Below are 22,792 nucleotides of genomic sequence, written 5' to 3'. Positions count from 1 at the left end.
AATTCTACTATATGGACAACAGAAAGAGGTTTTATGGAGGTACGATATGAAAGTAGCAATTTTAACTGCAAATACGCAGGTATATAAAGAACAGGAAGAAGATAAAGGCGGAAAGGTTATCCGCAAGATTGTGGAAGAAGCAGGACAGCATGTGATCTTTGCAAAAGCACTTCCTGTAGATAAGAAGGTATTATCTACAGTTATGCAGAGAATGGCAGATGGTAATATGGCAGACATTATCCTGACAACAGGCGGAGCCGGATGCGCAGCGGGAGATGTTACACCGGAAGCAACAACAGAGATTCTTGACAGACCAGTACCGGGGATTCCGGAAGCAATCCGTATGCACTTGATGCATCTGACAAAACGTTCTATGTTAAACCGTGGTGTTGCCGGATTCAGAGGTAATACACTGATCGTGAACCTTCCGGGAAAAGCAGGTGCAGCCAAAGAGTCTCTGGAATATATTCTTCCAGAAATTGTTCATGCAGCAGAATTAGGCCAGAAAGAGAATTAGGAATCATATGCAGGTAAAGATATATACAGACGGTGCGGCGAGGGGAAACCCGGACGGACCGGGAGGATATGGAGCAGTGCTTGAGTATGTAGATCCGAAAGGAACACTGCATACGAAAGAACTGTCACAGGGATATAAAAAGACAACGAATAACCGGATGGAATTAATGGCAGTGATCGTGGCACTGGAAGCGTTAAACAGACCGTGCGAGGTGGAATTATATTCGGATTCCAAGTATGTTGTAGATGCTTTTAACCAGCATTGGATCGACAGCTGGCTGAAGAAGGGATGGAAGCGCGGCAAGAATGAGCCGGTGAAGAATGCAGATCTCTGGAAACGTCTGTTGAAAGCAAAAGAACCTCACCAGGTTACATTTATCTGGGTGAAGGGACATGACGGACACCCGCAGAATGAACGGTGCGACACACTTGCCACAACTGCGGCAGATGGAAATGACCTGATTGATGATACGATCCAGTAGATATAGAAGTGTAAGTAAAACAAAGAAAAATTGATATTGCAGTTCTGAAAGATATGTGTTATATTTATTAAATTGCAAGTAAGACAGGTAATCGCGGCTGTCAGGACCGAAAGGGGACAGGCGAGGAAAGTCCGGGCTTCACAGGGCAGGATGCCGGATAACGTCCGGTGGAGGTGACTCCAAGGCAAGTGCAACAGAAATATACCGCCTGTGCATGCAGGTAAGGGTGGAATGGCAGTTTAAGAGACTACCGCTTCTCTGGTAACAGCGAAGGCAGATGTAAACCCCATCCGAAGCAAGACCGGATAAAGACGATGTGGCGGCCCGTCACGTCTTAGGTAGGTCGCTTGAACCTGCCGGTAACGGCAGGTCTAGAAAGATGATTACCCAACGACATAACCCGGCTTATCGTTTTGCTTGCATATATTTATGAAACGATTTGAAAAATGTATTATAGATGATGCTATCCGTTCCAAGCTGATTTGGATTTTAGTTTGTCATCATAATAAAAAGCAGCTCGATATGAGCTGCTTTTTATGTTATGGCGACGAGGAAAACGCGTCATGCTTGATGACAGCATTGACAACCGCTAATCAGCGAACAAAACTCGCAAAGCGTGTTTTGTCGCTGTGCCAGAATGATTCAAATAAGCTATTAATGTTAGCTTTACTTGTGTTAAATTAGCCGCGTCCGTGATATTTCTCTTCGCAGTAGAGACAGCGGTATACTTCCTTTTCGGGATCAGTCAGTACGAAGACATGATCCAGTTCCTGCTCGATAGAAGTAATGCAGCGCGGATTTTTGCAACGGATCACATTTGTGATCTTCTTCGGAAGACGAAGTGCTTTCTTGTCTACGATTTGTGAGTCTTTAATAATATTTACTGTAATATTATGATCGATGAATCCGAGAATATCCAGATCCATAAAGTCGATCGGACACTCGATCTTCATAATATCTTTCTTGCCCATCTTACTGCTTTTCGCATTTTTGATAATAGCGACACAACAGTCCAGTTTGTCCAGGTGCAGATATTTATAAATATCCATGCTTCGTCCTGCCTGAATATGATCCAGAACAAAACCTTCTTCGATTTTTCCAACACTTAATGTATTATTTAACATGATTATGTATGCTCCTTTCTTATACTTCAATCTCTAACAATGTAAGGATCAGAGCCATACGGATATAAACACCGTACTGTGCCTGTTTGAAATAAGCGGCTCTCGGATCATCATCTACTTCTACGGAGATTTCATTTACTCTTGGAAGCGGATGAAGGACATACATATCTTCCGGGGCAAGCTTCATCTTAGCGGCATCCAGAATATAAAAGTCTTTCATGCGTACATAATCTTCTTCGTTGAAGAAACGTTCTTTCTGTACACGTGTCATGTAGAGAAGATCCAGTTTTGGAAGTGCATCTTCCAGACGTTCTACTTCCTCGTAAGGGATATTCTTCTTATCCAATACATCGGAACGGATGTAGCCTGGAAGTTTTAATTCTTCCGGGGAAATAAGTACAAAACGGATACCTGGATATCTTACTAATGCATGGATCAGAGAGTGTACAGTACGTCCGAATTTCAGATCGCCGCAGAGACCGATCGTCATATTATCCAGATGTCCTTTTAAAGAACGGATTGTAAGAAGATCAGTTAAAGTTTGTGTCGGATGCTGGTGTCCGCCGTCCCCAGCATTGATAACCGGGATACCGGAATGTTTGCATGCAACAGTTGCGGCACCTTCTTTTGGATGGCGCATTGCACAGATATCTGCATAGCAAGATATCATGCGGAGTGTATCGGAAACGCTTTCGCCTTTTGAGGCAGAGCTTGAACTGGCAGAAGAAAAACCTAGAACATTACCGCCAAGATTATACATCGCTGCTTCATGACTTAAACGGGTACGTGTACTAGGTTCATAAAATAAAGTTGCCAGTGTCTTGCCTGCACAGGCATGTGCGTATTTCTCCGGGGTGGCTTCAATATCGTTCGCCAAATCCATCAGTTTATCAAGTTCTCCCACAGAAAAATCCAGTGGACTAATCAAATGTCTCATAAAAAACCTCCTGTTATTTTCAAATCTATTGAAAATCTTTCATACATCATATAATAAATAAAAAAGTTTTTCAATGTCTGCAGAGAATTTTTTCAAAGAACAATCCGGTGAAAAACCATAACGGTGCATAGTCCAGCCGGATTAGTCCGCGGATCTGGAAGCGTGCATGGCTGTAATTCCACGGACATGCATGGAAGTGCCTGAGGAGGCTTCCGGTCGTATATTCTGTAAAGAAAATACAGACGGTGTAAAAGCACCCACGTACAAAGGCAGGAAAATGCTGGATCCGTCGGCAGATAGGAGAGAACAGGCATGCCATTCCGTAGATGGGGAACATCCAGATGGAAGTGTGTCCGGTTAATGTGTGGTTGTCTTTTTTCAGGGAACGAAGACCGGTATAGAGAATTTCGATACACCAGCCGAACATTCCGCATTGGAGAAATTTTCGCTTCATGGAAGATAGTATAAGAAGGAAATGTAGATTTTATACGTAAAATGTATTATAATAATTGACGGTTTATGCAAAAAAGTGAGGAGAACAGACGATGGCATCATTAGAAGAATTGAGATTGCAGTTAGATGAGATAGATGATCAGATGGTCCGCCTGTACGAAGAACGTATGAAAGTATGTGCACAGGTCGGCGAGTATAAGATCAAGAATGGGAAGAAGGTTCTGGACCGCCAGAGAGAGAAGAATAAATTACAGGCAGTGTCAGAGAAAGCTTCTTCTGAATTTAATAAAAAAGGTGTACGTGAATTGTATGAGCAGTTAATGTCCATGAGCCGTAAATTACAGTACCAGCAGCTTGTAAAGGCAGGAGCACTTGGGAGACTTCCGTTTATTGAGATGGAATCCCTGGATGCGAAAAATGCAAGAATCGTATTTCCGGGAACAGAAGGTGCATACAGTCAGGCAGCTACAAAAGATTATTTTGGTGAAAATTGCAATAGTTTTTATGTGCGGACATTCCGTGAAGCAATGGAAGCGATCGAAGATGGGGCAGCAGATTATGCCGTGCTGCCAATTGAGAATTCAACAGCCGGCTCCGTAGATGAGATGTACGATCTGCTTGTTGAGTTTGAAAATTATATCGTAGGTGAGACAATTATTCCGATCATTCATACACTGTCCGGAGTTCCGGGAGCAAAACTTACAGATATTGAGCGTGTGTATTCCAAAGGCGTTGCGTTGATGCAGGCATCACATTTTCTGGATGACCACAGCGACTGGCAGCAGATCAGTGTGGCAAATACAGCGATTGCGGCGCGTAAGATACGGGATGACAAAGATCAGGCACAGGCGGCTGTATGCAGTGCTTATGCGGCAGAGGTACACGGATTAGAAATATTAGAAGAGAATATCAATGATGATCAGACAAACTGTACACGCTTTATTGTGGTTACAAACCAGAAAGTATTTTTAAAGCACGCACAGAAGATCAGCATCTGCCTGGAACTGCCACATGAGAGCGGTTCGCTGTACAGACTGCTGTCGCATTTCATTTACAATGATCTGAATATGACACGGATTGAATCCCGCCCGATTGAGGGAAAAAACTGGGAGTATCGTTTCTTTATTGATTTTGAAGGAAATATGGCAGATCCGGCTGTGAAAAATGCAATCCGCGGACTGAGAGAGGAAAGCCGTAATATGAGGATACTTGGAAATTATTAGTTTCAGTATATATAATTTCTGCGATGTACAGGATTGTAAGAGCGAATAAAAGTGTAAGTGACAGGAGATAAGCAAGGAGCAAGAAGATGAGAACAAAAGAATTAATGCTTTACAAACATATGGAAGACGGTCAGATTCTGACGGATATGACGTTCCTGATGGAAAACTATGATAACGATTATTATAATACAGAAGATATGAAAGGTCTGCTGTTTGAGCAGATGAATGACATTTTAGAACTGTCAGCGAGTCATGGATTTGAAGGAAATCTGTGGCATACATATCTTACATACCTTCTGGCAAGCCATGAAAATGCATACAGTACTTCCTGTGAGATTACAGGAGCAATCGATGGAAGTCTGAACCAGGTTGCGTTGCATGATTTTGAGATATTCAAAGAATTATTTGATTATGATTTTAGAAAAATGGAAGAGGCATTTGGCGTGGATTGCATATCCATGATCAAAGAATATGCAGGAGACAGCAGTCACGGTAATGTATTTAACAAGCGTATCCGTGACCGTATCTGTGATCTGGCAAAGAGCCTCGCAGAAGCAGAAGACGCACAGGACTTCAAAGAGAAAATAACAGGATTTTATAAGGAATTCGGCGTTGGAAAACTGGGACTTCACAAAGCATTCCGGATTGAGCATACAGATGAGAGTGCACAGATCGTGCCGATCACCAAGATTGCACATGTACACCTGGATGATCTGGTTGGATATGAGATTGCAAAGAAGAAGCTGATTGATAATACGAAGGCATTCGTAGAAGGAAAACGTGCAAATAACTGTTTGTTATTCGGAGATGCAGGAACCGGTAAATCCACATCCATCAAGGCAATCCTGAATCAGTATTATGATCAGGGATTGCGTATGATCGAAGTGTACAAGCATCAGTTCCAGGATCTGAATGACGTGATCGCACAGATCAAAAACCGGAATTATAAATTTATCATTTACATGGATGATCTTTCTTTTGAAGAATTTGAAATTGAGTACAAATATCTGAAAGCGGTCATTGAAGGCGGTCTGGAGAAGAAACCGGATAATATTCTGATCTATGCAACATCGAACCGCAGACATCTGATCCGTGAAACATTCAAGGACAAAGAAGACAGAGACGAAGAGCTTCATACAAATGATACCGTGCAGGAAAAATTATCGCTGGTTGCCCGTTTTGGCGTTACGATTTACTTTGGAAAACCGGCGAAGAAGGAATTTCAGGAGATCGTACTTGCTCTTGCAGAAAAGAATGGCATAGATATGCCGGAAGATGAACTGCTTCTGGAAGCAAATAAGTGGGAATTAAGCCACGGCGGCTTATCCGGACGGACAGCACAGCAGTTTATTGACTATCTCCTGGGGACAAGATAACATGCAAAAAGATCTGACACATGGAAATGTACAAAGAACGATGCTTGTATTTGCAGGACCGATGATTGTCGGAAATCTTCTGCAACAATGTTACAACATTGCGGATACATGGGTAGTCGGACAATTTCTGGGAGCGGGAGCGCTGGCGGCAGTCGGGACGGCATATACGCTTATGACATTTCTGACATCTGTCTTGATCGGACTGTGTATGGGGAGCGGCAGCGTTTTTTCCTTTTACTATGGAAAAGGAGATAAAAGAAAGATGCAGGAATCGATCCTTGCGTCTTTTCTCTTTATCGGAATCATTTCTGTGATTGTAAATATTGCTGTATTTGCAGGAATGGACCTGATTCTTAAGCTGATGCGGATACCGGAAGATATCTATACATATATGAAAAAATATGTATGGGTGATCTTCTGGGGAATCTTCTTTGTATTTTTGTATAATTTTTTTGCGTATTTGCTGAGAGCAGTTGGAAATTCGGTAACGCCGCTTCTCTTTCTGGCAATCGCATCTATGCTGAATATTATTCTTGATCTTTTGCTTGTTGTGAAATGGAAAATGGGAGTTGGAGGAGCTGCGTGGGCGACCGTGATTGCGCAGATCATATCGGGAGTCGGAATCGGCTACTATCTTTGGAAGAAGGAGCCGGAGCTACGCTTCATAGGAAATGGCATTTCATTGAAGGAGGCATGTTCAAAAGAAGTACTGCCGGAAGTGGTACGGTTTTCGCTTGCCGCAAGTGTGCAGCAGTCGGTGATGAATTTCGGTATCCTGATGATCCAGGGACTGATCAACAGTTTTGGAACTGCGGTAATGGCAGCTTATGCAGCAGCAGTGAAGATTGATTCCTTTGCCTACATGCCGGCACAGGAATTCAGCAATTCGTTCTCTATCTTTACATCGCAGAATTATGGCGCAAAAGATGAAAAACGAGTGAAAGAAGGCGTGCGGGCAGCAGTGAAAACATCTCTTATCTTCTGTGGAATTGTATCTGTGCTGATCTTTTTGTTTGCAAGACCGCTGATGCTTATCTTTGTGAAAGCAACCGAAGTGAAAGTATTGCAGATTGGTGTGCAGTATTTGCGGATTGAAGGCGCATTTTACTGTGGAATCGGACTTCTGTTTCTTCTGTATGCTTATTACCGTGGAACTGGGAAACCGGAAATGTCGGTTGTGCTGACTGTGATTTCTCTTGGAACACGGGTGTTGCTTGCGTATACACTGGCACCATTACTGGGAGTGCGGATGATCTGGTGGGCAATTATAATCGGATGGTTTCTTGCTGATATAACGGGAGTTTTATATATGAAGAAAAAGAAGATATGAGTTTTTTTACACAGGACGGGATAATATAGAAAACGTTATGGGAGATATGACAGAAAAAGTCGTGCGGGGAATTAATCCTGCACGGCTTTTATATTGCTGATATCAGAGTCGATCATGAGAGAGTAGTTGGTGTAATAAACTACAAATCCCGGTCTGGCCCCATTTGGTTTTTTTACATGTTTTTTCTCTACATAATCAATCTCAACTTTATCGCTGCCACGGCTCTTGGAATAGTATGCAGCAAGTCTTCCGGCTTCTTCAAAAGTACGATCCGGAAGTTCATCCCCATTCGTTTTGACGATGACATGGGAACCCGGAGCACCTTTTGCGTGGAACCACCAGTCACCGCCATTTGCGAAAGAGAAGGTCAGTTCATCGTTCTGCAGATTGTTTTTGCCGACATAGATGTGATAACCATCGGAAGAGATATAGTGCATTGGTTTGTTTTTTAATTTCACTTTCTTTTTCGTATATTTTCGGCGGACATAACCGCTTTCAATCAGTTCTTCCTTAATTTGTGCCAGATCTGCTTCGCTTCGGGCAATATCCAGAGCGTTGCTAATCGATTCCAGATAGTGGATATCGTCACCAGTTTCTGTGAGAAGTTTTGACAGTGCTTCAAAAGTACGTTTCTGCTTATTATAACGTGCAAAATACTTCTGGGAATTCTCCTGTGGTGTTTTGAGCGGATCAAGCGGAATAGTGATCTCTTTGCCGGTGTAATAGTTAAGTGCTGTCAGTTCTTTTGTACCTGGTGCAAGATTGTATCCATAGGTATTGATCAGTTCTCCGTAAACTTTGTATTTTTCCCGGTTTTCAGTATCCTTTAACTGCTTTTTCTGCAGGTCGTATTTCTTACGTGCACGTTCTAATGCAGTCTGGACAACGTGACGCAGGTCTGCACTTTTCTGTCGGATTCTTGTCAGCGTGTTCTTCGTTGCATAGTAAATATGGAGTACTTCGCTGATCGAATCGTATTCCTGCTTTGTAAAAGTATCAAAATGTGATAACAGAAGTGCAGAAAATTCTTTTGGCGTCTCACCATCTGTGTAGATGACCGGGTGAAAATTCCCTGCTTTTACATCTTCTATATAATAAGAAAACTGACGATATAGATGGAACAGAAGATCGTCTTCGTATTCTTTTGGCGTTATACCGGAATCCATGCCGGCAAGAAAGCAGATGTCTTCTGCGATTACCGGGCTGATACCTGTGAAACTTGTATAGATCGCTTTGCCCAGCGGGCATGGTTTTTCTTTTAATGTGAAAATAAAAGTATCAGCATCTACCGTCAGAGGGTTTTTTTTACCCATTGTATCCGGAATAAAATACGGTCTGCCCGGCAATACTTCACGTACAGAACTCATTTGTGCGGAGATGTGCTTGATACTGTCGATGATCCGTCCGTCTGCATCGCAGAAAATAATATTGCTATGTTTGCCCATAATCTCAACAACCAGTGTCTTCCGGCAGAGATCACCTAAATCGTCCAGATGCTCGATCTGGATCTGTATAATCCGTTCCAGTCCCGGCTGTGTGATCCTGGTAATGCGTCCGTTTCCGATATGTTTGCGCAGAAGCATGCAGAAATTCGGCGCATTCATCGGACTTGGCTTATTCACATTTGTCAGATAAATAAGTGGTAAAGATGCACTGGCTGAGATATATAGGCGCTTTTGCCCTTGTGGTGTCTTTATTGTAAAGAGAAGCTCATCGGTTTCCGGCTGTGCGATCTTGGCAATCCGCCCGCCGGAGAGCTGCTCGGTAAGTTCTTTTGTAACTGCTGCAACAGTTGTTCCGTCAAATGCCATAAAAATAGCTCCTTTCTGTCTGATTTCAGGCTCATTTGTATAGTATATCATAGTTGACTCTGTTTTCCAAATAGCTTATAATGGACGATGGAAAACGGTCTGTAATATGTAGAGCGTTAATAAAACAGGAACGAGGTTTCTATTATGATAAAGAGTATGACGGGATTCGGACGTTGTGAAGTGACCGACGGAGAACGTAAATTTACAGTTGAGATGAAAAGCGTGAACCATCGATATCTGGATGCCAATATCCGTATGCCGAAGAAATTAAATTTTTTCGAGACATCTATCCGTAATCATTTAAAAAAAAGTGTGCACAGAGGAAAAGTCGATATATTTATCACTTATGAGGATTCTTCAGAGGGACAGGTTGTATTGAAATATAATGAGGCACTGGCAACTGAGTATCTGTCTTATTTTAAACAGATGGAAGAGAAATTCTCACTGGAGAATGACATCCGTGTATCTGCGCTTTCACGTTATCCGGAAGTCATTACGATGGAAGAGCAGGCTGTTGACGAAGAGGAACTGTGGAAGGGACTTAAGAAGGCATTGGACGGTGCTGTGAAGCAGTTTGTTGAGACGAGAACGCTGGAGGGAGAGAATCTTAAGAAAGATCTGATCGAAAAACTGGATCATCTGCTGACACTGGTTGAACAGATTGAAGAGCGTTCCCCGAAGATTATTGCGGAGTATCGTGAGAAGTTGGAAAATAAAGTAAAAGAACTTCTCGAAGATACACAGATTGAGGAGAGCAGGATCGCAGCAGAAGTTGTGATCTTCGCAGATAAGATTTGTACCGATGAAGAAGTGGTACGCTTGAGAAGTCATGTTGTACACATGAAAGAGACGCTGGAATCAGAAGACAGTGGAATCGGACGTAAGCTGGATTTCATTGCGCAGGAGATGAACAGGGAAGCGAATACAATCCTGTCAAAGGCGAATGATCTGGAGATTTCCAATATCGGAATCGAATTGAAGACAGAGATTGAAAAAGTCAGAGAACAGATTCAGAATATCGAATAAGAAGTGTGAGGAAGAGCAAATGAAAGAGAGAGGAATACTCATTGTTGTTTCCGGATTTTCCGGCTCCGGTAAAGGAACTTTAATGAAAGAACTGCTGAAGCAGTATGATAATTATGCTTTATCTGTATCAGCAACGACGAGAACTCCGAGACCTGGAGAGGTAGACGGACGGGAATATTTCTTCCATGAGATCGAAGAATTTGAAAAAATGATTGCGAAAGATGAACTGATAGAGTATGCTAAATACGTGGAGAATTACTATGGTACACCGCGTGCATACGTGGAAGAACAGTTAGAAGCAGGGAAAGATGTGATTCTTGAGATAGAAATCCAGGGTGCATTAAAAGTGAAGGAAAAGTTCCCGGAGACATTATTACTGTTCGTAACTCCGCCGAGTGCAGCAGAGCTTCGCAGACGTCTGGAAGGACGTGGCACAGAGACACAGGATGTGATCGAGAGCCGTTTAAGCAGAGCCGCACAGGAAGCGGAAGGCATGGATGCATACGATTATCTGATCATCAATGACGATCTTCAGGAATGCGTGCAGCAGATGCATGAGATCATTCAGGGAGAGCATAGAAGAAGTTTCAGAAATCACACATTTATTGAACATATGAAAGAAGAGTTGAAAGGAGAATAGTGTATGTTACACCCATCTTACACAGATTTAATGAAAGTGGTAAACAAAGACGTCGAGGAAGGCGAGACAAAGGTTGTCAACAGCCGATACTCTATCGTTATGGCAACAGCAAAAAGAGCCAGAGAGATCATCGATGGTTCTATGCCGTTAGTAGATACAAAGCCGGGAGAGAAGCCACTTTCTATCGCAATTGACGAGCTGAATCAGGCGAAGATTACAATTGCAGCAGAAGACGAGGAAGAATAGAGTCTGACAGGTAATGTATGTAAGGCAGATGCCAGATGGTATCTGCCTTTCTTCTGATAGAAGGATAAATTCTGATAAAAGAATAAGAGGAGACGTAAGAATGAATATATTATTTATCTCACTGGGCTGTGATAAGAATCTGGTAGATTCTGAGGTTATGCTGGGCCTCCTGGATGCAAAAGGATATCAGATTGTAGATGATGAGACACAGGCAGATATCATTGTGATCAACACATGCTGTTTTGTGCACGATGCAAAAGAAGAGAGCATACAGACGATTCTGGAGATGGCAGAATATAAGACGGAAGGGCGTCTGAAAGCACTGATCGTAACCGGATGCCTGGCACAGAGATATCGTCAGGAGATCATTGATGAGATTCCGGAAGTTGATGCGGTTCTTGGAACAACAGCCTATGATAAGATTGTAGAAGCAGTGGAAGAAGCACTGGCGGGTGCCGGACATGTAGAACTTGAAAATGTGAATGCACTTCCGCTTGTCGATACAAAGCGTCTGGTGACAACCGGTGGACATTATGCTTATATGAAGATTGCAGAAGGCTGTGATAAGCACTGTACTTACTGTATCATTCCGAAGCTTCGTGGAAATTACCGCAGTGTTCCGATGGAGCGGCTGATACAGGAAGCAAAAGATCTGGCTGAACAGGGCGTAAAAGAACTGATCCTTGTGGCACAGGAGACAACGTTATATGGAAAAGACATTTACGGAGAAAAATCTCTGCATAAGCTTTTACGTGAATTGTGCAAGGTAGATGGAATTCGCTGGATCCGTATTCTGTACTGTTATCCTGAAGAGATTGATGATAATCTCATCCAGGTTATGAAAGAAGAAAAGAAGCTCTGTCATTATCTGGATCTGCCGATTCAGCATGCTAACGATGAAATCTTAAAGCGCATGGGAAGAAGAACTTCCAAAGCACAGTTAGAAGAAATCATTGGAAAATTAAAACGGGAAATTCCGGACATCACACTTCGCACAACACTGATCACTGGCTTCCCGGGAGAAACAGAAGAACAGCACGAAGAGCTGAAAGCGTTTGTAGACGAGATGGAATTTGACCGGCTCGGCGTATTCACATATTCGCCGGAGGAAGACACACCGGCGGCAGAGATGCCGGATCAGATACCGGAAGAAGTCAAAGAAGACAGACAGGCTGAGATCATGGAGTTGCAGCAGGAGATTGCATTTGCACAGGCAGAAGATATGATCGGTGAAGAAGTGCTTGTCATGATCGAGGGAAAAGTTGCAGATGAGAATGCATATGTCGGACGTACTTACAAAGATGCGCCGGGCGTTGACGGATTGATTTTTATTAATACAGATGAAGAACTGATGTCGGGAGATTTCGCAAGAGTGAAAGTGACCGGTGCAGTAGAATATGATTTGATAGGAGAGTTGTTGTAATGAATTTACCAAATAAGCTGACAGTATTACGAATTATCATGGTACCTTTCTTTGTTTTTTTTATGTTGACGGACGCAGGCGGTGCAGCCAATAAATGGATCGCGCTTATTATTTTCTGCGTGGCAAGTCTTACAGATATGCTGGACGGTAAGATTGCTAGAGCAAGAGGTCTGGTTACAAACTTTGGAAAATTCATGGATCCTCTTGCAGATAAGTTGCTTGTATGTTCTGCAATGATCTGTCTCATTCCGCTTGGCAAGCTGACGGCATGGTTTGTGATCGTTATTATCGCAAGAGAATTTATTATCAGCGGATTCCGTCTGGTAGCTTCTGACAATGGCATTGTCATTGCGGCAAGTTACTGGGGAAAGTTTAAGACCGTTTCACAGATGTTTATGGTGATCGTGATGATCATGGATCTGGGCGGGGTATTTGATGTGATCGGAACAGTCCTGATGTGGGCAGCACTGATTCTGACCATTGTTTCTTTAATTGATTATATTGCGAAAAATGTTGAGGTTCTTACGCAGGGAGGAATGTAAAGTGACAGTTGAATTTATCTCTGTCGGAACAGAGATTCTGCTTGGAAATATCGTAAATACAAATGCAGCATATCTGTCTGAAAAGTGTGCAGGTCTGGGACTTTCCTGCTATCACCAGAGTGTTGTCGGGGACAATGAGAAGAGACTGGAAGATGCGCTTCGTCTGGCACTGTCAAGAAGTGATATTGTGATTCTTGGCGGTGGACTTGGCCCTACAAAGGATGACCTGACAAAAGAAGTGACAGCAAAAGTATTTGGAAAAGAACTGTACGAAGATGCACGTACAAGAGCCCGAATCGAAGATTATTTTGCACGGGTACACAACCGCAATATTACAGCAAATAACTGGAAACAGGCAATGGTTCCGGAAGGCGCGGTTGTTGTTGATAATGACAATGGAACGGCTCCCGGACTGATACTGGAAGAAAACGACAAGACAGCGATTTTGCTTCCAGGTCCTCCTAATGAACTGAAACCAATGTTTGAGTCAAAGATTGCTCCATATCTGAATGGCTTACAACCGGAAGGTATTTATTCTAAAATGGTGAAGATCTGCTCTATGGGAGAAAGCAGAGTGGAGACGGTTATTACGGATCTTCTGGAGACACAGACCAATCCGACACTTGCGCCTTATGCAAAGACAGGAGAAGTACATCTCCGTGTGACAGCCAGAGCAAAGAGTGAAGAAGAGGCAGATGCTTTAATGAAGCCGATGATGGATGAGCTGTTCTACAGATTCGGAGATAAAATCTACACAACCGAAGAAGATGTGACGCTGGAAGATGCAGTTGTGGAACTCCTGAAAGGGAAGAAGATGACAGTGACAACCGCAGAGTCCTGTACGGCTGGTCTGCTCGCAGGACGGATCATGAATGTTGCAGGCGCATCGGAAGTGTATGAAGAAGGCTATATTACTTATGCCAATCGTGCAAAGAGCAAACTGCTTGGTGTAAAAGAAGAGACACTGGAAGCATACGGCGCAGTAAGCGAACAGACTGCCAGAGAGATGGCAGAAGGTGCAGCAAAAGCAGCCGGAGCAGATGCCGCATTGGCGGTGACCGGTATTGCAGGGCCTGGGGGCGGAACCAAAGAGAAACCGGTCGGACTGGTTTATATTGGATGCTATGTAAAGGGACATACAGAAGTAAAAGAATTTCATTTTACCGGAAATCGTGCGAAAAACAGAGATTATGCCGTTGTGCGTGCTCTGACATTCCTACGGGAGGAACTGGTAAAAGAAAGGAGTTAAATCCGAAATGAATATCAGAAAAATACAGATACAGGAACTTTTGCCGGCACTGCATCTGGCGGCAGAAGTATTTGCAGAAGATGTTGCACCGGCATATACTGATGAAGGCGTCGGACGTTTCCATGAATTTATCAGCTATGACTCTTTCCGCGAGATGTTTGAACGGCAGGAAGTGACTATATTTGGTGCGTTTGAAGGTGTGCAGATTTGTGGAATGATCGCAGTTACAAACAACGGGCACATCAGTCTGTTCTTTGTACGAAAGGCATTTCAAAGACACGGTATCGGACGTATGCTTTATCTGGCAGCTGTTGCATTTGCGGCAAGAGAAGTGCATGCTTCTAAGATTACAGTAAATGCTGCGCCACAGGCTGTAGAGACATATGAACATCTTGGAATGCACAAGGTGACAGAAGAACAGGAAAAGGATGGAATCCGTTTTGTACCGATGGAAGCGGAGCTGGTGCAGAGTGCATACGGGCAGTATAGTTATCATTACGGCACCGGAAATCCGGGACAGAATACTTATGGTTACGGTGCAGGCAGTTCTTCAAGCGGCTCTTATAGTTATGGCCCGGGACCGGAAGAAAACGGGCAGGGACCAGCAGGAACATACAGTCATCAGGTACAGATGCCACAGCGGAGATCTGCAGTACCGGTCATCGTTGGAGTTGTTGCGGCGATCATACTTTTGATCGTAGCGGTCGGCGGCGCATTTTTATTTGGAAGTTTTATCTATTATAAAGCAAAAGATGACGTAGGAATCACAGAAGATCAGCCGTATGAGGATGACGGTGACAGCTGGGATGATTCGGATGATATATACGATAATGATGAGAATAATGGAAACAGTGGTTCAGACAGCCAGAACAAGACAGACGAAAGCAGTGTGTCAGGCGTTGATAAGATAGAAGCCTATAAGGCAGATAATCTTTCTTACAAGGTGAAAAATGAGACATACAGCTTCCGTGATTCGGAAAAGACTTCTACAATCATTGATTTTAATGTTGCTTATCCACAGATCAGTGGCCTGAAAGGAAAGAATGCAGATAAAATTAATAAAACAATAAAAAACTGTGCAATGTCTACCGTGGATGAGATTTATACACATCCGGATGAGAAGATCAAGCAGAAAGTAATCGAAGCAAACACACCGGCACTGATCAGTTATGTAAAATGCAAAGTGACCTATGCAACGAATGATTTTATCAGTGTTGTATTTGAAGATACAAGTGCCAGAGGTGAATACAGCGAGTATCAGACAGACCTTCGTACTGTAAATATCCGTCTTCGTGACGGGAAAATTTACGAAGTCAGAGATATTGTAAAGCTGGATGACACATTTGTAGAAAACTGGGCAAAGATCATGCAGAAAGAGACCGGTGACAGCAGTTTTCTTACTGACCTTACTACGGCTGAGATGAAAAAGGCACTGGAAGGCAATGACAAAACAGGAGCTTATGTTCCAAATTTTTTTGTGAGCAAAGACGGAATCGAGATCGGATTCAATATGGGAAGCGCTTCATCCGGTAAGCAGAGTACAAAATATGCATGGGTGACAGCACCGTATACATTCGACGAAATTAAGAGTTCCGTTGCAGATACAGCGTTCTGGAAGGGACTTGACAGGTAAAATGCAGAGAAAAGGCGCAGAAAGCGCCGGAATTTGATAAAAAGTGACAATTGACGAGTAAAAGAATTTATGAGAAAATAAAATCAAGTACGGCGTTAAACATATAACAATGCCTACAAGAGAAAACACACACATAGTTGAAAGGAGTTTTATAATGATTTATTCACATGAAGTAGAGATGATGTGTCCGGTAGCTCAGGGTGCAAATCACGGACCAGCTCCGATTCCGGAAGAGGCAAAATGGGTAAAGGCAAAAGAAGTTAAAGATATTTCAGGTCTGACACACGGTATTGGATGGTGTGCTCCACAGCAGGGAACCTGCAAACTGACACTGAATGTTAAAGAAGGAATTATCCAGGAAGCCCTTGTTGAGACAGTTGGATGTTCAGGTATGACACATTCTGCTGCTATGGCATCTGAGATCCTTCCGGGAAAGACTATTTTGGAAGCATTGAATACAGACCTTGTCTGTGATGCGATTAATACAGCAATGAGAGAGTTATTCCTTCAGATCGTATACGGAAGAACACAGAGTGCATTCTCTGAAGACGGACTTCCGATCGGTGCAGGACTGGAAGACCTTGGTAAGGGACTTCGTTCTCAGGTTGGAACTATGTATGGTACATTAGCAAAAGGTCCTCGTTATCTTGAGATGGCTGAAGGATATGTTACAGGTATCGCTTTAGATGACCACGATGAAATCATCGGATATCAGTTTGTAAACCTTGGTAAAATGACAGACTTCATCAAAGCAGGTGACACACCGAATGATGCATGGGAGAAAGCAAAAGGACAGTACGGTCGTGTTGAAGATGCAGTTAAGATCATCGACCCACGTAAAGAATAATCGCGATAGCGTACAGGTATTACATATCAGGTAAAATTTTCAGGAGGACAATTAAATGGCTTTATTTGAATCATATGAGAGAAGAATTGATAAAATCAATGAAGTATTAAACAGCTATGGCATTGCTTCTATCGAAGAAGCAGAGAAAATCACAAAGGATGCCGGACTTGATGTATACAATCAGGTAAAAGGTATTCAGCCAATCTGTTTTGAGAATGCATGCTGGGCATACACAGTAGGTGCAGCAATCGCAATCAAAAAAGGATGTAAGACAGCAGCAGACGCAGCGGCAGCAATCGGAGAAGGCCTTCAGGCATTCTGTATTCCGGGATCTGTAGCTGATCAGCGTAAAGTAGGTCTTGGACACGGTAACTTAGGAAAGATGCTTCTGGAAGAAGATACAGATTGTTTCGCATTCCTGGCAGGTCACGAATCATTCGCAGCTGCTGAAGGAGCAATCGGTATCGCTGAGAAAGCAAACAAAGTTCGTAAGAAACCTCTTCGTGTTATCCTGAACGGACTTGGAAAAGATGCTGCAAAGATCATTTCCAGAATTAACGGATTCACATATGTACAGACAGAGTATGATTACTATACAGGAGAACTGAAAGAAGTACAGAGAATTGCTTACTCTGAGGGACTTCGTTCCAAAGTTAACTGCTATGGTGCCAATGATGTTCGTGAAGGTGTTGCAATCATGCACAAAGAAGGAGTAGATGTATCTATCACAGGTAACTCTACAAACCCGACACGTTTCCAGCACCCGGTTGCAGGTACATACAAAAAAGAATGTATCGAGCAGGGTAAGAAATATTTCTCAGTTGCTTCCGGTGGTGGTACAGGACGTACACTTCACCCGGACAACATGGCAGCAGGACCGGCTTCTTACGGTATGACAGATACACTTGGACGTATGCACTCTGATGCACAGTTCGCTGGATCTTCATCTGTACCGGCTCACGTTGAGATGATGGGACTGATCGGTGCAGGTAACAACCCGATGGTTGGTATGACTGTAGCTGTAGCTGTTTCCATCGAGGAAGCTGCAAAGGCAGGTAAATTCTAAGAAACGCCCAATTTACAAGGGCTTTAGACTTAGTAGAATTGAATAAAAGCTAAGAAAAAGCGGTTGATTAGACACTTATTAGACACTGTCTATTAGTCACTCGAGTCAGCCGCTTTATTTTAATTTCTCTAGGTCATTTCTTAGCCATTCAAGATCTCGGACAGTGTAGACTGATTCGGTGATGTCCTTAATGCTGTGACCAACCATTTCTTTTATAGCATATTCATATATTTTTTCTTGATTTTTCATATTATATTTCATAAAGTATTAAAGCAGCTAATTCATGCGGCTGATGATTCATATAACATAGAATATCTTCTTTTTGTTTTTACGCAGTATGTGTTATACTTTACAAAAATGGAAAGGATTGAAATTATGCGTCACGAAATTGTATCGCGTAACCCGGATGTGGAAGTACGGTTTTATTTATCGGTAGATGAAGGAAGTTATGTCGCACCGCACTGGCATGACAGTCTGGAGTTGGTGTATATGCTGGAAGGAAGTATTATCGTGACGACCGAGAACCAGAAAAATGTGCTGCAGGCAGGAGAATTTAATATTATTAATTCCAGGGTGATGCATTCCGTATTGAGTGAGAAGAACAGGGCTCTTGTATTACAGATCCCGAAAGAGATGCTTACTAAGTACATTCCGGATATTGAATTGTATCAGTTTGAAGTGGATATGCATCCGGAAAATGAGATTGATAAGACAAGACTTCAGAAGATGAAGAAAATCTTTGAAGATATGTATATTGTCTACGATATCCGTCCGGAGGCTTATCTGCTGCGTTTTAACAGTTTGCTGTATGAACTTCTGTACACGCTGGCTCATTCTTACTCTAAAAAAATTGTAAGAAAAGAAGCAGACCGTAATCAGAAAAATCTGGAACGTGTAAATGAGATCATGGTCTACTTAAAAGAGCATCACAGAGAAAAATGTCTTGTCCCGGAGATTGCCGCACATTTTGGATACAGTGAAGATTATCTGGCAAGATTTTTCAAGAAGCAGATTGGTATGACACTGATGGAATATCTGTATGCGATCCGGATTGTCAAGGTGCATGAAGAATTACTTGCAACAGATGCTTCTATCGGAGAGATTTTCGAAGCACACGGATGTACCAATTACCGTGTTGCCATGCGTACATTCAAAGAAAATTATGGATGTACTCCCAAAGAGGCAAGAAAGAAATCGAGAGAGAAAGAAAAATAAAAAGTCGGAATCGTCCTATTTTTAGGTCGCTTTTGTTTGTTCTAAAGATAAAAAATGCCTGTTATGATAAATGCAGATAGAAAGAAAAGCATACATAAGAAGGAGAGAGAAAATGGAACAAAAAACGACGAAAATCAGTTTCTGGGAAAGATTTTCCTATGGATGCGGAGACCTGGGATGTAACATCATTTATTCCGCAATGTCAGCATTTCTGCTGTTTTACTACACAGATTATGTGCATATCAGTGCCGGTATCGTAGGAACGATCATGCTCGTTTCACGTATCTTTGACGGTGTTACGGATCTGATCATGGGAGTGATCGTAGACCGTACCAAATCCAAAATGGGTAAATGCAGACCGTGGATTTTACGGATGGCAATTCCGTTTGCAATTGCCGGAATCCTCTTATTCAGTGTACCGTCAGGACTGGGGCAGACAGCGAAGATCGCATACATTTTCATTACATATAACTTAGTATCGTCTGTGATCTATACAGCGATCAATGTACCATATGCAACCCTGAATGCTCTGATCACACAGGATCAGTACGAGAGATCTGTTTTAAGTATTTTCCGTATGATCCTTGCAACAACCGGAACGCTGATCATCACAAACCTGACACTTCCGCTTGTACAGGCATTTGGAAATAACGCATCTGCATGGACGAAAGCATTTGCAGTGTTCGGAGTACTTGCAGTTATCATATTTTTAATTACATTTACAGGAACGAAAGAGAGAGTAAAACCTTCTGAACATACAAAGCAGGAGAAGATCCCGTTCTTCAAAGGAATTCGCTTACTATTCCAGAATAAATACTGGATCATGATCACACTGACACTGGTATTTATTTTCATCATTTATTCTCTGAACGGCGGAGCTGCTGTTTATTATGCAAAAGTTGTACTGAAAAATCCAAATCTGGTCGGACCGATGAATCTTGTAGCAAGTATCGTACAGATCGTGGCAATGTTCTTTACCGCATTTATCATTAAGAAGATCGGTAAGAGAAATATGCTGATTCTCGGAGCAATCATCTATGGACTCGGATTTGCAATGTTTGCATTTGTCGGAACAAGTTATATCGGAATCATGATCGCATCTGGATTAAAAGGTGTCGGTAATGCCGGAATTTCTTCCTGCATGTTTGCGATTGTATCGGATACGATCGAATATGGAGAGTGGAAGACCGGATATCGTACAGAAGGACTGATCAACAGTGCTTCAAGCTTTGGATTCAAAGTCGGAAATGGTCTTGGATCCGCTATGCTCGGATGGATTTTGGCACTTGGAGGATATGCAGAAAAAGCGGTAGCACAGAGTGCATCTGCACTGACAGCGATCAATGCGTTATTTATCTACATTCCGGTGTTAGCAGCAGTATTGATCGTAGCGATCATGTGCTTCTACAAACTGGATAAAGAATACGATGGAATCGTAACAGACTTAAAAGAAGGAAGAGGTGTCGCGGACAATGATTAAGAATCCGATTTTCAAAGGTTTTAATCCGGATCCTTGTATTTGCAGAAAAGGAGACGATTATTATATTGCGGTATCCACGTTTGAGTGGATGCCGGGAATCCCGATTTATCATTCAAAGGATATGAAAAACTGGGAGCTGTATACACATGTGCTGACAGATGAACAGGTAGATCTGAAAAAACTTCCATCAGCAAAAGGAATCTGGGCGCCGTGCCTTACTTACTGTGAAGAGGAAGATCTGTTCTATGTCGTATATGGTGTGATGAATTCCATGAATGCAAGATATTTTGATGTAGACAATTATCTTGTAACAGCAAAAGACATTCGTGGACCGTGGAGTGAGCCGGTTTATTTACATTCCGCAGGATTTGATGCTTCTATTCTTCACGACGATGACGGAAGAAAATGGATTGTTTCTCTGGAGTGGGAGACAAGAGAAGGATATGAAAAACCGGGTGTGATCTGTCTGGTTGAGTATTCTCCCAAAGAAAAGGCAGTAGTCGGATATCCGAAACGAATCTGGCGCGGCGGTACAGACAGAGGATGTATCGAAGCACCGCATCTTACAAAGAGAAATGGTTATTATTATATTATGTGTGCGGAAGGCGGAACCGGATACAATCACTGTGTGACGATGGGAAGATCCAAAAATGTATGGGGACCATATGAAGGGGATCCGAAGAATCCGATCGTAACAAGTGTTCCGGGCGAGTCGAATGAAAGACATGATCCGGATCATCTGAAACCGAAATATTTCAATCCGGACAGCGTTCTGCAGAAATCCGGTCACGGAAGTTATGTAGAAACTTCTCTTGGCGAGGTTTATCTGGTACATCTCTGTTCCAGACCGTTTGCACCGGAGCTTCGCTGCACGCTTGGAAGAGAGACAGCAATACAGAAAATGGAGTGGACCGAAGACGGATGGCTTCGCATGGCAGATGGAGATAATCTGGCGAAAGAATATGTAGAAGAAAGCAAACTGCCGGAATATCCGGTTCCACAGATTCCGGATTTTGATGATTTTGACGGTGAGGAGCTTGGAAACTGGTATTATGCACCACGTATTATGCCACAGAGTTTTGCTGATGTAAAAGCCCGTCCGGGTTATGTGAGAATCCGCGGACAGGAGTCCAGAACATCGCTGAATAAGGTCAGTATCCTTGCAAGAAAACTGACCAGTGTCTATGCAACGGTTACAACAAAGATGGAATACAAGCCGGAAGTATACCAGCACAGTGCCGGACTGATCATTTATTACGATAATATGAATTATATTAATCTGCGTAAATATTACAGTCAGACACTGGGTGGAAGTGCACTGTCGATCATCCAGCTTGAAAATGGAGAAAAGACAGAATATCTGGATACGAGAATTGCAGTGGAGGATGTTCCGATTTATCTGAGACTTCGGATTGAGGGAAGAGAGCTTTGGTTCGAGTGGAGTTATGACGGTGAGAATTATACAAGAATCGGAAGGACATTTGACACAACGAAGTTCTCTGATGAGTATTGTAAATATGGTGAGTTCACAGGAACATTTGTAGGTCTTACATGTGCAGACCGTGTATTGCATAAACATTATGCCGATTTTGATTTTTTCTCTTACGAGGCAGATGAAGAAAAAGGAATGCCGGCACCGGAAGAAAAATAATTGAAAATAATTTCAGGAGAGAAAGCCTGCAAAATACAACTTGTGTTTTGTGGGCTTTTCTGGTAAAGTAAACACAAGTTGTATCTTATAGTTCTAAAGAGATTCTATTTGTATTAGAAAATACGAATATTCCAATGCTCCGGTTTGGAGCAAAATCCAGAAACTTTAATTTTAGAGGGAAACGATTGCTGAGTGTCATGTGAAGATGTTACGACGTCAGTTTGCCTTTGATATGTAATATTTGTTTAAATACTTAATTTGATTTTTAGTAAAAAATTAGTTCGTAACAAGATGTAAAAAGTAACGATGAAAAATGCAGGAAGGTTTTATGACTGCATCAGGAAGAGGAGCGTTTGCCATGACAAACAAATTACGTCAGTATTTTCCGGTGATCCGTTCACGGGAAGAAGTAATGAAGGATATTGAGAAGGACAAACAGTTGAAGGATATGTTTTATAGCTGGAGAGAAGAAAGAAGGAAGGAATTTCTTGAAGACTTGCAGATGAAAATAGTCTGCTGATC

Annotated in this window: 22 protein-coding genes and 1 other RNA gene; 19 read left to right on the top strand and 4 right to left on the bottom strand. The window is 42.5% G+C overall.

Annotated features, from left to right (window positions below; translation table 11 throughout):
* Positions 1–46 precede the first annotated feature (46 nt).
* The 3 genes from DW125_RS05240 (at position 47) to rnpB (ending at position 1,422) form a co-directional block, all read left to right on the top strand.
* Positions 47–517: a MogA/MoaB family molybdenum cofactor biosynthesis protein gene (locus DW125_RS05240; RefSeq protein WP_021860671.1), complete on the top strand. Its 471-nt coding sequence runs from the start codon at positions 47–49 to the stop codon at positions 515–517.
* A gap of 7 nt (positions 518–524) precedes the next feature.
* Entirely contained in the window at positions 525–998 is a 474-nt protein-coding gene (gene rnhA / locus DW125_RS05235; protein WP_021860670.1) for a ribonuclease HI, read from the top strand.
* Positions 999–1,073: 75 nt separating this feature from the next.
* An RNA gene (gene rnpB / locus DW125_RS05230) (RNase P RNA component class A) lies at positions 1,074–1,422 on the top strand.
* A gap of 256 nt (positions 1,423–1,678) precedes the next feature.
* On the opposite strand, the gene DW125_RS05225 is transcribed toward rnpB, so the two are convergent.
* From DW125_RS05225 to DW125_RS14460, 3 genes are all read right to left on the bottom strand, one after another.
* Positions 1,679–2,122: an aspartate carbamoyltransferase regulatory subunit gene (locus DW125_RS05225; protein ID WP_021860669.1), complete on the bottom strand. Its 444-nt coding sequence runs from the start codon at positions 2,120–2,122 to the stop codon at positions 1,679–1,681.
* A gap of 19 nt (positions 2,123–2,141) precedes the next feature.
* Positions 2,142–3,059 (bottom strand): aspartate carbamoyltransferase, encoded by a 918-nt coding sequence (gene pyrB / locus DW125_RS05220; protein WP_117537316.1) that lies wholly within the window; start codon positions 3,057–3,059, stop codon positions 2,142–2,144.
* Positions 3,060–3,129: 70 nt separating this feature from the next.
* Positions 3,130–3,486: a putative ABC transporter permease gene (locus DW125_RS14460; RefSeq protein ID WP_334294206.1), complete on the bottom strand. Its 357-nt coding sequence runs from the start codon at positions 3,484–3,486 to the stop codon at positions 3,130–3,132.
* A 118-nt stretch (positions 3,487–3,604) separates the two neighbouring features.
* Between DW125_RS14460 and pheA the strand changes: the two genes are divergently transcribed.
* The 3 genes from pheA to DW125_RS05200 all read left to right on the top strand — a co-directional run bounded on the left by pheA (position 3,605) and on the right by DW125_RS05200 (position 7,441).
* On the top strand, positions 3,605–4,735 hold the full coding sequence (gene pheA, locus DW125_RS05210) for a prephenate dehydratase (RefSeq protein ID WP_021860667.1): 1,131 nt from the start codon (positions 3,605–3,607) through the stop codon (positions 4,733–4,735).
* An 86-nt stretch (positions 4,736–4,821) separates the two neighbouring features.
* On the top strand, positions 4,822–6,111 hold the full coding sequence (locus DW125_RS05205) for an ATP-binding protein (protein WP_117537314.1): 1,290 nt from the start codon (positions 4,822–4,824) through the stop codon (positions 6,109–6,111).
* Position 6,112: 1 nt separating this feature from the next.
* Positions 6,113–7,441 (top strand): MATE family efflux transporter, encoded by a 1,329-nt coding sequence (locus DW125_RS05200; RefSeq protein WP_117537313.1) that lies wholly within the window; start codon positions 6,113–6,115, stop codon positions 7,439–7,441.
* Between the two features lie 71 nt (positions 7,442–7,512).
* Here DW125_RS05200 and DW125_RS05195 read toward each other — a convergent pair whose 3' ends face one another.
* Positions 7,513–9,252 (bottom strand): Rqc2 family fibronectin-binding protein, encoded by a 1,740-nt coding sequence (locus DW125_RS05195; protein WP_117537416.1) that lies wholly within the window; start codon positions 9,250–9,252, stop codon positions 7,513–7,515.
* Positions 9,253–9,396: 144 nt separating this feature from the next.
* Between DW125_RS05195 and DW125_RS05190 the strand changes: the two genes are divergently transcribed.
* The 13 genes from DW125_RS05190 (at position 9,397) to DW125_RS14200 (ending at position 22,790) form a co-directional block, all read left to right on the top strand.
* The gene (locus DW125_RS05190; RefSeq protein WP_021860663.1) at positions 9,397–10,278 is read left to right on the top strand and encodes a YicC/YloC family endoribonuclease; all 882 of its coding nucleotides are present in this window, start codon (positions 9,397–9,399) and stop codon (positions 10,276–10,278) included.
* A 19-nt stretch (positions 10,279–10,297) separates the two neighbouring features.
* Positions 10,298–10,918 carry a guanylate kinase gene (gene gmk, locus DW125_RS05185; RefSeq protein WP_021860662.1) on the top strand — a complete coding sequence of 207 codons (621 nt, stop codon included), beginning with the start codon at positions 10,298–10,300 and terminating at the stop codon, positions 10,916–10,918.
* A gap of 3 nt (positions 10,919–10,921) precedes the next feature.
* A complete protein-coding gene (gene rpoZ / locus DW125_RS05180) occupies positions 10,922–11,164 on the top strand; it encodes a DNA-directed RNA polymerase subunit omega (RefSeq protein WP_021860661.1) in 243 nt (80 codons plus the stop codon).
* A gap of 100 nt (positions 11,165–11,264) precedes the next feature.
* A complete protein-coding gene (rimO, locus tag DW125_RS05175; protein ID WP_117537312.1) occupies positions 11,265–12,587 on the top strand; it encodes a 30S ribosomal protein S12 methylthiotransferase RimO in 1,323 nt (440 codons plus the stop codon).
* Positions 12,587–13,129 carry a CDP-diacylglycerol--glycerol-3-phosphate 3-phosphatidyltransferase gene (gene pgsA, locus DW125_RS05170; RefSeq protein WP_117537311.1) on the top strand — a complete coding sequence of 181 codons (543 nt, stop codon included), beginning with the start codon at positions 12,587–12,589 and terminating at the stop codon, positions 13,127–13,129. The genes rimO and pgsA overlap by 1 nt, the downstream gene beginning before the upstream one ends.
* Position 13,130: 1 nt before the next feature.
* On the top strand, positions 13,131–14,378 hold the full coding sequence (locus DW125_RS05165; protein ID WP_117537310.1) for a competence/damage-inducible protein A: 1,248 nt from the start codon (positions 13,131–13,133) through the stop codon (positions 14,376–14,378).
* Positions 14,379–14,385: 7 nt separating this feature from the next.
* The gene (locus tag DW125_RS05160) at positions 14,386–16,011 is read left to right on the top strand and encodes a GNAT family N-acetyltransferase (protein WP_117537309.1); all 1,626 of its coding nucleotides are present in this window, start codon (positions 14,386–14,388) and stop codon (positions 16,009–16,011) included.
* 154 nt (positions 16,012–16,165) lie between these two features.
* On the top strand, positions 16,166–16,858 hold the full coding sequence (locus tag DW125_RS05155) for an iron-sulfur cluster assembly scaffold protein (RefSeq protein ID WP_021860656.1): 693 nt from the start codon (positions 16,166–16,168) through the stop codon (positions 16,856–16,858).
* A 55-nt stretch (positions 16,859–16,913) separates the two neighbouring features.
* The gene (locus DW125_RS05150; RefSeq protein WP_117537308.1) at positions 16,914–17,924 is read left to right on the top strand and encodes a GGGtGRT protein; all 1,011 of its coding nucleotides are present in this window, start codon (positions 16,914–16,916) and stop codon (positions 17,922–17,924) included.
* A 375-nt stretch (positions 17,925–18,299) separates the two neighbouring features.
* Entirely contained in the window at positions 18,300–19,139 is an 840-nt protein-coding gene (locus DW125_RS05140) for an AraC family transcriptional regulator (protein WP_117537307.1), read from the top strand.
* Positions 19,140–19,251: 112 nt separating this feature from the next.
* A complete protein-coding gene (locus DW125_RS05135) occupies positions 19,252–20,619 on the top strand; it encodes an MFS transporter (RefSeq protein ID WP_117537306.1) in 1,368 nt (455 codons plus the stop codon).
* The gene (locus DW125_RS05130) at positions 20,612–22,270 is read left to right on the top strand and encodes a glycoside hydrolase family 43 protein (protein WP_117537305.1); all 1,659 of its coding nucleotides are present in this window, start codon (positions 20,612–20,614) and stop codon (positions 22,268–22,270) included. The genes DW125_RS05135 and DW125_RS05130 overlap by 8 nt, the downstream gene beginning before the upstream one ends.
* A gap of 328 nt (positions 22,271–22,598) precedes the next feature.
* Positions 22,599–22,790, top strand: a complete 192-nt coding sequence (locus DW125_RS14200; protein ID WP_021860651.1) for a hypothetical protein — start codon at positions 22,599–22,601, stop codon at positions 22,788–22,790.
* The last annotated feature ends 2 nt before the right edge of the window (positions 22,791–22,792 follow it).

Origin of the sequence: Dorea sp. AM10-31, assembly GCF_003435815.1 — a bacterium.
In the GTDB taxonomy this organism is placed as follows: Bacteria; Bacillota; Clostridia; order Lachnospirales; family Lachnospiraceae; genus Dorea_D; species Dorea_D hominis.
Note: the sequence above shows the minus strand (reverse complement) of the source record. Positions and strands in the feature narration are given on the sequence as shown.

Excerpts from the sequence above, each read along its gene's own strand:
- DW125_RS05130 (WP_117537305.1), top strand. The coding sequence starts at position 20,612 with ATGATTAAGAATCCGATTTTCAAAGGTTTTAATCCGGATCCTTGTATT.
- rimO (WP_117537312.1), top strand. The coding sequence starts at position 11,265 with ATGAATATATTATTTATCTCACTGGGCTGTGATAAGAATCTGGTAGAT.
- DW125_RS14460 (WP_334294206.1), bottom strand. The coding sequence starts at position 3,486 with ATGTTCGGCTGGTGTATCGAAATTCTCTATACCGGTCTTCGTTCCCTG.
- DW125_RS05135 (WP_117537306.1), top strand. The coding sequence starts at position 19,252 with ATGGAACAAAAAACGACGAAAATCAGTTTCTGGGAAAGATTTTCCTAT.
- DW125_RS14200 (WP_021860651.1), top strand. The coding sequence starts at position 22,599 with ATGACTGCATCAGGAAGAGGAGCGTTTGCCATGACAAACAAATTACGT.
- pyrB (WP_117537316.1), bottom strand. The coding sequence starts at position 3,059 with ATGAGACATTTGATTAGTCCACTGGATTTTTCTGTGGGAGAACTTGAT.
- rpoZ (WP_021860661.1), top strand. The coding sequence starts at position 10,922 with ATGTTACACCCATCTTACACAGATTTAATGAAAGTGGTAAACAAAGAC.
- pgsA (WP_117537311.1), top strand. The coding sequence starts at position 12,587 with ATGAATTTACCAAATAAGCTGACAGTATTACGAATTATCATGGTACCT.
- DW125_RS05140 (WP_117537307.1), top strand. The coding sequence starts at position 18,300 with ATGCGTCACGAAATTGTATCGCGTAACCCGGATGTGGAAGTACGGTTT.
- DW125_RS05190 (WP_021860663.1), top strand. The coding sequence starts at position 9,397 with ATGATAAAGAGTATGACGGGATTCGGACGTTGTGAAGTGACCGACGGA.
- DW125_RS05155 (WP_021860656.1), top strand. The coding sequence starts at position 16,166 with ATGATTTATTCACATGAAGTAGAGATGATGTGTCCGGTAGCTCAGGGT.
- gmk (WP_021860662.1), top strand. The coding sequence starts at position 10,298 with ATGAAAGAGAGAGGAATACTCATTGTTGTTTCCGGATTTTCCGGCTCC.
- DW125_RS05200 (WP_117537313.1), top strand. The coding sequence starts at position 6,113 with ATGCAAAAAGATCTGACACATGGAAATGTACAAAGAACGATGCTTGTA.
- DW125_RS05195 (WP_117537416.1), bottom strand. The coding sequence starts at position 9,252 with ATGGCATTTGACGGAACAACTGTTGCAGCAGTTACAAAAGAACTTACC.
- DW125_RS05240 (WP_021860671.1), top strand. The coding sequence starts at position 47 with ATGAAAGTAGCAATTTTAACTGCAAATACGCAGGTATATAAAGAACAG.
- pheA (WP_021860667.1), top strand. The coding sequence starts at position 3,605 with ATGGCATCATTAGAAGAATTGAGATTGCAGTTAGATGAGATAGATGAT.
- DW125_RS05225 (WP_021860669.1), bottom strand. The coding sequence starts at position 2,122 with ATGTTAAATAATACATTAAGTGTTGGAAAAATCGAAGAAGGTTTTGTT.
- rnhA (WP_021860670.1), top strand. The coding sequence starts at position 525 with ATGCAGGTAAAGATATATACAGACGGTGCGGCGAGGGGAAACCCGGAC.
- DW125_RS05205 (WP_117537314.1), top strand. The coding sequence starts at position 4,822 with ATGAGAACAAAAGAATTAATGCTTTACAAACATATGGAAGACGGTCAG.
- DW125_RS05160 (WP_117537309.1), top strand. The coding sequence starts at position 14,386 with ATGAATATCAGAAAAATACAGATACAGGAACTTTTGCCGGCACTGCAT.
- DW125_RS05150 (WP_117537308.1), top strand. The coding sequence starts at position 16,914 with ATGGCTTTATTTGAATCATATGAGAGAAGAATTGATAAAATCAATGAA.